An 8366-nucleotide genomic window follows, 5' to 3' on the forward strand; every position below is an offset into this window, starting at 1 on the left:
ATGTCACTCCTTTTCATCTGCTTGAATGATAAAGACACGGTTTATTGCGTTAATAAATGCATTCGCAGATGCTTCCAATACGTCTTGTGCTGTTGCACGTCCGCTAACAACTTGTTTATTCACTGTCATACTTACGTGGACTTCAGCTAAGGCATCTTTTCCTCTACCAATAGAGCTAAGTGTAAAGTCCGTTAATTGAATATCTTCTTCAATTAATTGTTCGATCGTGTTATAAAGAGATTCAACACTACCATTGCCAGTGCCCTCGCCAGTAATAATCTCGTTCTTTGGTGTTTCTAATGAAACAGAGGCGCTTGGTGAGTTATTAGAGTCATAAGTCACTTTAAAATTCGTCAGTTTATATTGAACACGTGCCTTAATGTCTGTTTGCACATCCATTAAGATAACAAATAAATCATCGTCCGTTACTTCTTTCTTTCGATCGGTTAACTGTTTAAATTGATTAAAGGCAATAGAAGCCTTGTCTTCATCAAGTTGGAAACCGAGCTGTTTAATTTTATCTTTAAAAGCATGACGGCCAGAATGCTTGCCTAAAACTAAACTATTGGACGTTACACCAACTAATTCTGGCGTGATAATCTCGTACGTTTGTGCGTTCTTTAGGACACCATCTTGATGAATACCTGCTTCGTGAGCAAAAGCGTTACGTCCTACCACAGCTTTATTCCCCGGGACAACCATGCCAGTTAATTTAGAAATAATGTCACTCGAGCGTTTTATTTCTTTTAGTGTAAGGTTAGTGTCAAACGGATAGAAATCTTTTCGGATTTCGAATGTGACGGCGAGTTCTTCTAATGCCACATTCCCAGCCCGTTCACCAATACCATTAATTGTTCCTTCAACTTGTGTCGCGCCATTTTCAACACCAGCAATAGAGTTAATTAAAGCCATGCCTAAATCATCATGGCAGTGCGTTGACAGATCAACGTCGTCAATGTTTTTTACATTGTCCTTCATATATTTAAACATCTCACCATATTCTTTTGGTGTCGTATAACCGACGGTATCAGGTAGGTTAATGACTGTTGCACCAGCATCAATGACTTTTTCGATGATTTCAGCTAAGAAGGGAAGTTCGGATCGAGAGGCGTCTTCAGCTGAGAATTCGATGTCATCGCACTTACTCTTTGCGTAACTGACCATTTTTACCGCAATGTCAATCACTTCCTCAGGTGTCTTTTTTAATTTGTCTTTCATATGAATAGGGGAAGTTGCGATAAATACATGGATACGCGGTTTTTTTGCACCTTTAATGGCATCCCAAGCACGATCGATATCATGTTTATTTGCTCTTGCCAGTGCAGCGACAGATGATTCAGTAATGGTGTCGGCAATTTTTTTAACTGCTTCAAAATCGCCTTGTGAGGAAGCAGGAAAGCCTGCTTCCATCACATCAACACCTAAACGTTCAAGTTGCTTAGCGATTTCTAATTTTTCAAGTTGATTCAAGTTAACGCCTGGTGATTGTTCACCGTCGCGTAGCGTTGTATCGAAAATTTTAATTGTTGTCATTACTAGCCACTTCCTTTTTCGCCATCTTTCTTTGTTTTACAAATGGCATTAAGTCACGCAGTTCTTTACCTACTTTCTCAATTAAATGATTATTTTCAGCGTTGTTAATAGCTGTAAATTGTGGACGGTTTGCTTGGTTTTCAAGCAACCATTCTTTCGCAAATTTACCTGTTTGGATATCGGTAAGAACATCTTTCATACGTGCTTTTGTGCCAGCATCAATGACACGTGGGCCTGATACAAAGTCACCCCACTGTGCAGTATCAGAGATTGAGTAGCGCATATTTTCAAGTCCACCTTCGTAAAGAAGATCAACGATAAGTTTTAGTTCGTGTAGACACTCAAAGTAAGCCACTTCAGGTTGATAACCTGCTTCAACAAGTGTTTCAAAACCAGCTTTTACAAGGCTTGTTGCCCCACCACAAAGAACAGCTTGTTCACCAAAAAGATCTGTTTCTGTTTCTTCTTGGAAAGTCGTTTGTAAAATCCCAGCACGACCTGCACCAACACCTTTAGCATAGGCAAGAGCAATATCTTTCGCTTTGCCTGTGTAATCTTGGTAAATACCGTAAAGTGCCGGTACGCCAGCACCTTCTTCGAACGTACGACGGACTAAGTGACCAGGGCCTTTAGGTGCAACTAAGAATACATCAACATTTTCTGGTGGTTGAATTTGGTTAAAGTGAACATTAAAACCGTGCGCAAAGACTAACGCATTACCTTCTTCTAAGTGATCTTTAATACTTTCGTTATATACTTTTGGTTGGTACTCATCTGGAAGAAGAATCATGATGACATCCGCTTCTTTAGCTGCTTCTGCCACTGATTTTACATCAACACCATCCTCAACTGCTTGGTCCCATGATTTACCTTTTCTTAAACCTACAACCACATCAAAACCACTTTCTTTTAAGTTAAGTGCATGTGCGTGTCCTTGTGAACCGTAACCGATGATTGCGATCTTTTTATCCTTTAGTACTGCCTCATTAATATCTTGATTATAAACTACCTTTGCCATTTGTCATCTTCCTTTCAATTTTCCATAATTTTTATTTTGTATGTGTAAATGTAAATACATCTAACAATAGAGTAGGGGAGAGAAAGACATCTCTCCATTTGCGCTAAAGAAGTTTTAATGTAATAAGCTAAAGCTTGATTGTTCAGAACTCGATGGTTGTTGTCCACGCAAAAAGGCAGTAAGGCCTGTTCTTGCGATATCTTTGACACCATATGGTCTAAGTAATTCGATTAATGCTTCAACTTTTTCCTGTTTGCCTGTTACTTGAATTGATAACGTATCTTTACTCACATCAATAACCGAGGCTCTAAATGGATCGATAATGCTTTGAATTTCATGGCGTAACTGAGGATTGCTTTGGATTTTTATTAAAGCAAGCTCACGCGCGACAATTGCTTTATCAGTAATATCAGACACTTTAATGACATCTACTTGTTTGTTTAACTGCTTAGTTACTTGTTCAAGTTTTTGGAAATCTTCAACATCTACGACAAACGTAATACGAGACATTTCTTCATGTTCTGTACGGCCAACTGAAATACTTTCAATATTAAATTGCCTACGTTGAAGTAAGCCAGTGATTCGGTTTAAAACCCCGCTACGATTTTTTACTTTGGCGGTTATAATACGTTTCATGGTTTCACTCCTATCATTTCATGTAATCCTTTACCTGGTGCAATCATTGGATACACGTTTTCTTGTTGGAGAACGCGTGCATCGATCAGTACAGGGCCATCGTGATTTAATAAGTCAGTGATTTGTGATTTAAAATCTGCTTGAGATTCAATTTTTACGCCTTTAACTTCATAAGATTCGGCTAATTTAACAAAGTTCGGTTGAATACTAAAAATTGATTCGGAGTAACGTTCAGAGTAAAACTTTTCTTGCCACTGACGGACCATACCAAGTGCGGCGTTATTAACAATAATGATCTTAACTGGTAGACGACGTTCTTGAAGAATAGACAATTCTTGTAGCGTCATCTGGAAACCGCCATCTCCAACGATAGCTACAACTAACTCATCAGGCTTTGCAAGTTGAGCACCAATAGAAGCAGGAAAGCCAAAGCCCATTGTCCCAAGACCACCACTTGTTACCCAGCGATTTGGTTTATTGAATTTATAATATTGAGCGGACCACATTTGGTGTTGGCCGACATCTGTTGCGACAATCGCTTCACCTTTTGTTGCATGATACACCTCGTTTATAACCCACTGACCAACCATATCTTGTTCGGGTTTATTAAACCAAAGTGGATAAGTTGTTTTATTGTTTTGACAACGGATAAGCCAGTTGCTAAAGTCAGGTGAGTCTTTGATTTGCTTTTTCATTTCTTTTAACGCTTCTTTTGCATCGCCAACGATAGGAATATGCGTGTTAATATTTTTTCCAATCTCAGCTGGGTCAATGTCTATATGCGCAATGATAGCTGATGGTGCAAAATGATCTAGGTTCCCCGTTAGGCGATCATCAAAGCGAGAACCGATATTAATCAGTAAATCCGCTTCATATAGCGCCATATTCGATGCATATGTGCCATGCATCCCGCCCATGCCGAGAGATAATTCGTGCTCACCAGGGAATGTGCCGAGTCCAAGTAAAGTATTAACAACAGGAATCTGATGTTTTTCAGCAAATTCAATCAATTCTGCAGAGGCTTTAGCGAATTGTACCCCAGCACCTGCTAAAATAACAGGACTGGAAGCTTCTTGCATAGCTTCTTTTAATTTCTTGATTTGCAAAGGATTTGGCTTAATGGTTGGCTGATAACCGGGAAGATCAAAACTAGCATCATAGCTATCTTCACATGGATTTGCTTGTACATCCTTAGGTATATCGATAACTACAGGACCAGGTCGACCAGTTGTCGCAATGTGAAAAGCTTCTTTTATTATCCTAGGTAAGTCACTGATTTTTCGTACTTGGTAGTTATGTTTTGTAATGGGCGTTGTTATCCCGATAATATCAGCTTCCTGGAAGGCATCTGTGCCAATAACTGTTTGATTGACTTGCCCAGTAAAAACGACAAGTGGTAATGAATCAAGCATAGCATCAGCAATACCTGTGACTAAATTTGTTGCCCCAGGACCTGACGTACCAATGACAACTCCAGGCTTACCAGATACTCTTGCATAGCCTTCGGCTGCATGGATGGATCCTTGTTCATGTCGAGCTAAAACTTGATTAAAATGTTGTTTCTTTTTATACAAAGCATCAAAGATAGGTAAGACAGCACCACCTGGATAACCAAATAAGGTATCAACATTTTGTTCAATCAATGCTTCAATTAACAAATCTGCACCTGTTTTTGGCATATGTGTTGCCTCTTTTAGTTCTTGTTGTTTTATCATCGCCATTATTAACCCTCCTAAAATAGTCGTAAGTGTATGATGAAAGTATAATAAAAAGACCCTTCCTCACGTTATAATCTGCCCACTGGCAGAATTACAAGGGAGAAAAGGTCTTTGCTTTTCACGGTACCACCCTGATTCATCAACATACATGTTGATCTCATGAAGAACGATCATACGTTCTTCTTTTGATAACGGGTCACTTGATTTAAGGACCCGGCTAAGTCTACTATCTTAAATAGAATTCAACTTAACACTCCTAGAGGATGTCGAGAAAGCGTATATTTCCGGGCTTCCAGCAACCCCGGCTCTCTGAGAATATACGATTGCTTTCTCTTTTTTCTAATCATCGTTTTATTATATTTTCATGACGCCACCAGTGTTTGCGGATGTCACAAGTTTAGCGTATTTAGCTAAATAACCTGTAGTAATTTTAGGTTCAGGAATTTCAAAAGCTTCCTGACGCTGAGTGAATTCTTCATCACTAATATCTAAATGAATGGTTCGGTTTGTTAAGTCAATAATAATAGTATCATCTGTTTTTATAATCCCAATAGGTCCACCTTCTTGAGCTTCAGGCGATATATGCCCAATTGAGATACCTCGCGAAGCACCAGAGAAACGTCCATCTGTAATCAGCGCAACATCTTTATCAAGTCCGCGTCCAGCAATAGCAGCAGTTGGGGCAAGCATTTCTGGCATCCCCGGTCCACCTTTAGGGCCCTCATATAGGATAACAACGACATCACCTTTATCAACTCGACCACTTGCAATACCTTCAAGTGCTTCATCTTGAGAGTTAAAGACGACGGCACGTCCTTTGAAGACTTTAATAGAAGGATCAACAGCACCTACTTTTATAACGGCACCGTTTGGTGCGATGTTCCCAAAGAGAATTGACAGGCCACCAACAGGACTATAAGGGTTCTCAAGTGGACGAATCACATTTGGATTTTTGATAGGATGATCTTTAACATTTTCATAAATGGATTTACCGGTTACGGTTATCCGGTCTTTATTCAGCGCACCAGGTATTTTACATAATTCATTAATAACAGCCGGTACGCCACCAGCTAAGTGAACATCATGCATCGTCACATCCGACGCTGGAGCAATTTTAGCTAAGTAAGGAATCCGCTTAGCCACTTCATTAATACGCTCGATATCATAATCAATCCCAGCTTCATGGGCGATAGCTAATGTGTGAAGCACTGTATTTGTTGAACCACCCATGGCCATATCTAATGCAAAAGCATCATCAATCGCATCTTTTGTAACGATATCACGAGGTTTAATGTCTTTTTCAATAAGCTGCATTAAATATTTCGCCGCATCTTTAATTAATCGATGTCTTTCAGGGGATGTTGCTAAGATCGTCCCATTTTCAGGAAGGGCTAATCCAAGCATTTCCATTAATGAGTTCATGGAGTTGGCTGTAAACATGCCAGAACAGGACCCGCATGTTGGACAAGCTAATGTTTCAAGTTCTGTCAGTTCTTCTTCTGTCATCTTACCTGATTGCACTGCACCAACACCTTCAAACATAGAAGAGAGCGTCAGTGTTTCACCAGTAGGTGAAACGCCACCTTCCATTGGTCCACCCGATACGAAAACAGCAGGTACGTTTGTTCTAACGGCGGCCATCAACATGCCAGGTGTGATTTTATCACAGTTAGGAATATAAAAGACGCCATCAAACCAGTGCGCATTGATAACTGTCTCTGCTGAGTCAGCAATGATTTCACGACTAGGAAGGGAATAGCGCATCCCAATGTGTCCCATCGCAATGCCATCATCCACACCAATCGTATTAAATTCAAAAGGAATGGCCCCAGCTTCGCGTATGGCTTCTTTTACGACTTCGGCAAATTTATTTAAATGCATATGGCCAGGAATAATATCTATATATGAGTTACAAACACCTATAAAGGGTTTGCCTAAATCTTTTGTTTTGACCCCGGTCGCGTGTAATAAACTACGATGGGGAGCTCGATCTAACCCTTTTTTTATCATGTCACTTCGCATTTGTTTCGCTCCTTACTCAATCACACGCCAGATGAAAAATGACTATTCAGAAAATTCTTCATCGACTGATTTGTAAATAAATTATTTAAGATGTTGTTTGCAATCATACAATCATTTTGAAAAATAATCAACAGGTTTTATTAAAATTTTCTGATTTTTATCACATTTTAAAATAGTTTAATTTGTAAGCGCTTTAAACAATCGTTAATAATTGAAATCTAATCTTATTAAGTTACAATGTATGTATACAAAAAGGAAAGTGAGGCGTAAAAATAGATGCGCACAATCGCTGTTTTACCTTGTGGCAAGCGAAAAATATGGGATAAATCAATTGATACGGGACCAAGTAAAGTTGAAGATGTGTATATTGGGACACTACACCTCTTAACTCGACAATATGCCGAATTATTTGCGGACGATTGGGTGATATTGTCAGCTAAACATGGATTTCGTTCTAGAAATGAGATCATAAATAATAATTATGATCTCACATTTGGAATGAGACACCCTTGTGAAGTGACGGAGGAAGTATTAAAAAGACAAAGAGACCGTAAAGAAATGGGCAAGTATGATCGTGCCATTATATTAACCGGTAAGAAACATCAACACGTCATCACATCCATCGGAGGTATTACTAAAGACGATCACTACCCCTTGCTTGGAACAAAAGGTATTGGTGAAATGCAACAACGGCTAAAACAGGCAATTGAGACAAACGAACCGATATAATATTTGACGTGTTTCTACTATAGAATAGTAAAAAGTATGATTATAATCGTCACGTCACCTTAGTGTTCAAATAATGATGGATTGTCTCTTTAAAAGTATGAGGGTTATCATCAGATAAAAAAGAGATAATCCCCTCATCGGTGTGTAAATATAAGATAAACGTGTCTTTTGTTATTCTGCGTGAAGAGACATCACGTATTATCTTATAAGGGTAGTAGTTGTTTTGACACGTTAAGCCGTCTTGTTTGATATTCAATGTTGCTACGTGCTTATTTACTTGCAGTTCATTGTTTTTAATCTGTCTTGTAGTTATATGAGTCGTTAATGTTGTTTGTGTCATGCGCCGTCCTCCTTATAAACATAGTATGAAAGAGATTCAATCATAATGCAATTGAACTACCCCCACCTAACATTCTCACGAATGTTTGAGGAAGGGGATTCCATAAGGACACCCTAAAGGCAACCCATGCTCATTCAACTAAGCATAGGATTTTCTACTCTCCAACCGCCGCAAACCTATTTTCTCAACATCTGTTAAAGCATGTTGGGGAAATAGTGTGTTCCAGGAACACAACTTGCTTTGGTCGAATCGTTCCGTCTGGTAGAACACATGGGTTCTAACAAAAGACAGGGTACGCATCATATACGCCCATTGCGTCCAATGATGTAGACCTTGTTTCTGCTCCGGAACAAGCGAATACAACATCGGT

General features: G+C 39.2%; 8 protein-coding genes. 1 reads left to right on the forward strand and 7 read right to left on the reverse strand.

Annotated features, from left to right (window positions below):
- Nucleotides 1–3: 3 nt before the first annotated feature.
- The 5 genes from BM163_RS11560 to ilvD form a co-directional block, all read right to left on the reverse strand.
- Nucleotides 4–1533, reverse strand: coding sequence for a 2-isopropylmalate synthase (locus BM163_RS11560; RefSeq protein WP_089803309.1), 1530 nt, complete (start codon nt 1531–1533; stop codon nt 4–6).
- Nucleotides 1520–2551 (reverse strand): ketol-acid reductoisomerase, encoded by a 1032-nt coding sequence (gene ilvC / locus BM163_RS11565; RefSeq protein ID WP_089803311.1) that lies wholly within the window; start codon nt 2549–2551, stop codon nt 1520–1522. Before ilvC ends, BM163_RS11560 begins: the two co-directional genes overlap by 14 nt.
- A gap of 114 nt (nt 2552–2665) precedes the next feature.
- Nucleotides 2666–3187, reverse strand: a complete 522-nt coding sequence (ilvN, locus tag BM163_RS11570; protein ID WP_089803313.1) for an acetolactate synthase small subunit — start codon at nt 3185–3187, stop codon at nt 2666–2668.
- Nucleotides 3184–4908, reverse strand: a complete 1725-nt coding sequence (gene ilvB / locus BM163_RS11575; protein ID WP_229675568.1) for a biosynthetic-type acetolactate synthase large subunit — start codon at nt 4906–4908, stop codon at nt 3184–3186. The genes ilvN and ilvB overlap by 4 nt, the downstream gene beginning before the upstream one ends.
- 351 nt (nt 4909–5259) lie before the next feature.
- Nucleotides 5260–6927: a dihydroxy-acid dehydratase gene (gene ilvD / locus BM163_RS11580; RefSeq protein ID WP_089803315.1), complete on the reverse strand. Its 1668-nt coding sequence runs from the start codon at nt 6925–6927 to the stop codon at nt 5260–5262.
- A gap of 276 nt (nt 6928–7203) precedes the next feature.
- Here ilvD and BM163_RS11585 point away from each other — a divergent pair, with 276 nt between their 5' ends.
- Nucleotides 7204–7656, forward strand: coding sequence for a DUF6884 domain-containing protein (locus BM163_RS11585; protein WP_089803317.1), 453 nt, complete (start codon nt 7204–7206; stop codon nt 7654–7656).
- A 49-nt stretch (nt 7657–7705) separates the two neighbouring features.
- On the opposite strand, the gene BM163_RS11590 is transcribed toward BM163_RS11585, so the two are convergent.
- Both BM163_RS11590 and BM163_RS13890 read right to left on the reverse strand, forming a co-directional pair.
- Nucleotides 7706–7996 (reverse strand): hypothetical protein, encoded by a 291-nt coding sequence (locus tag BM163_RS11590; RefSeq protein WP_089803319.1) that lies wholly within the window; start codon nt 7994–7996, stop codon nt 7706–7708.
- 138 nt (nt 7997–8134) lie between these two features.
- Nucleotides 8135–8366: hypothetical protein (locus BM163_RS13890; protein ID WP_220083669.1), on the reverse strand; the 232-nt coding region annotated here is incomplete at its 5' end.

It is taken from the genome of Halolactibacillus alkaliphilus, from assembly GCF_900115465.1.
GTDB lineage: Bacteria > Bacillota > Bacilli > Bacillales > Amphibacillaceae > Halolactibacillus > Halolactibacillus alkaliphilus.

Excerpts from the sequence above, each read along its gene's own strand:
- BM163_RS11585 (WP_089803317.1), top strand. The coding sequence starts at position 7,204 with ATGCGCACAATCGCTGTTTTACCTTGTGGCAAGCGAAAAATATGGGAT.
- BM163_RS11560 (WP_089803309.1), bottom strand. The coding sequence starts at position 1,533 with ATGACAACAATTAAAATTTTCGATACAACGCTACGCGACGGTGAACAA.
- BM163_RS11590 (WP_089803319.1), bottom strand. The coding sequence starts at position 7,996 with ATGACACAAACAACATTAACGACTCATATAACTACAAGACAGATTAAA.
- ilvC (WP_089803311.1), bottom strand. The coding sequence starts at position 2,551 with ATGGCAAAGGTAGTTTATAATCAAGATATTAATGAGGCAGTACTAAAG.
- ilvN (WP_089803313.1), bottom strand. The coding sequence starts at position 3,187 with ATGAAACGTATTATAACCGCCAAAGTAAAAAATCGTAGCGGGGTTTTA.
- ilvB (WP_229675568.1), bottom strand. The coding sequence starts at position 4,908 with ATGGCGATGATAAAACAACAAGAACTAAAAGAGGCAACACATATGCCA.
- ilvD (WP_089803315.1), bottom strand. The coding sequence starts at position 6,927 with ATGCGAAGTGACATGATAAAAAAAGGGTTAGATCGAGCTCCCCATCGT.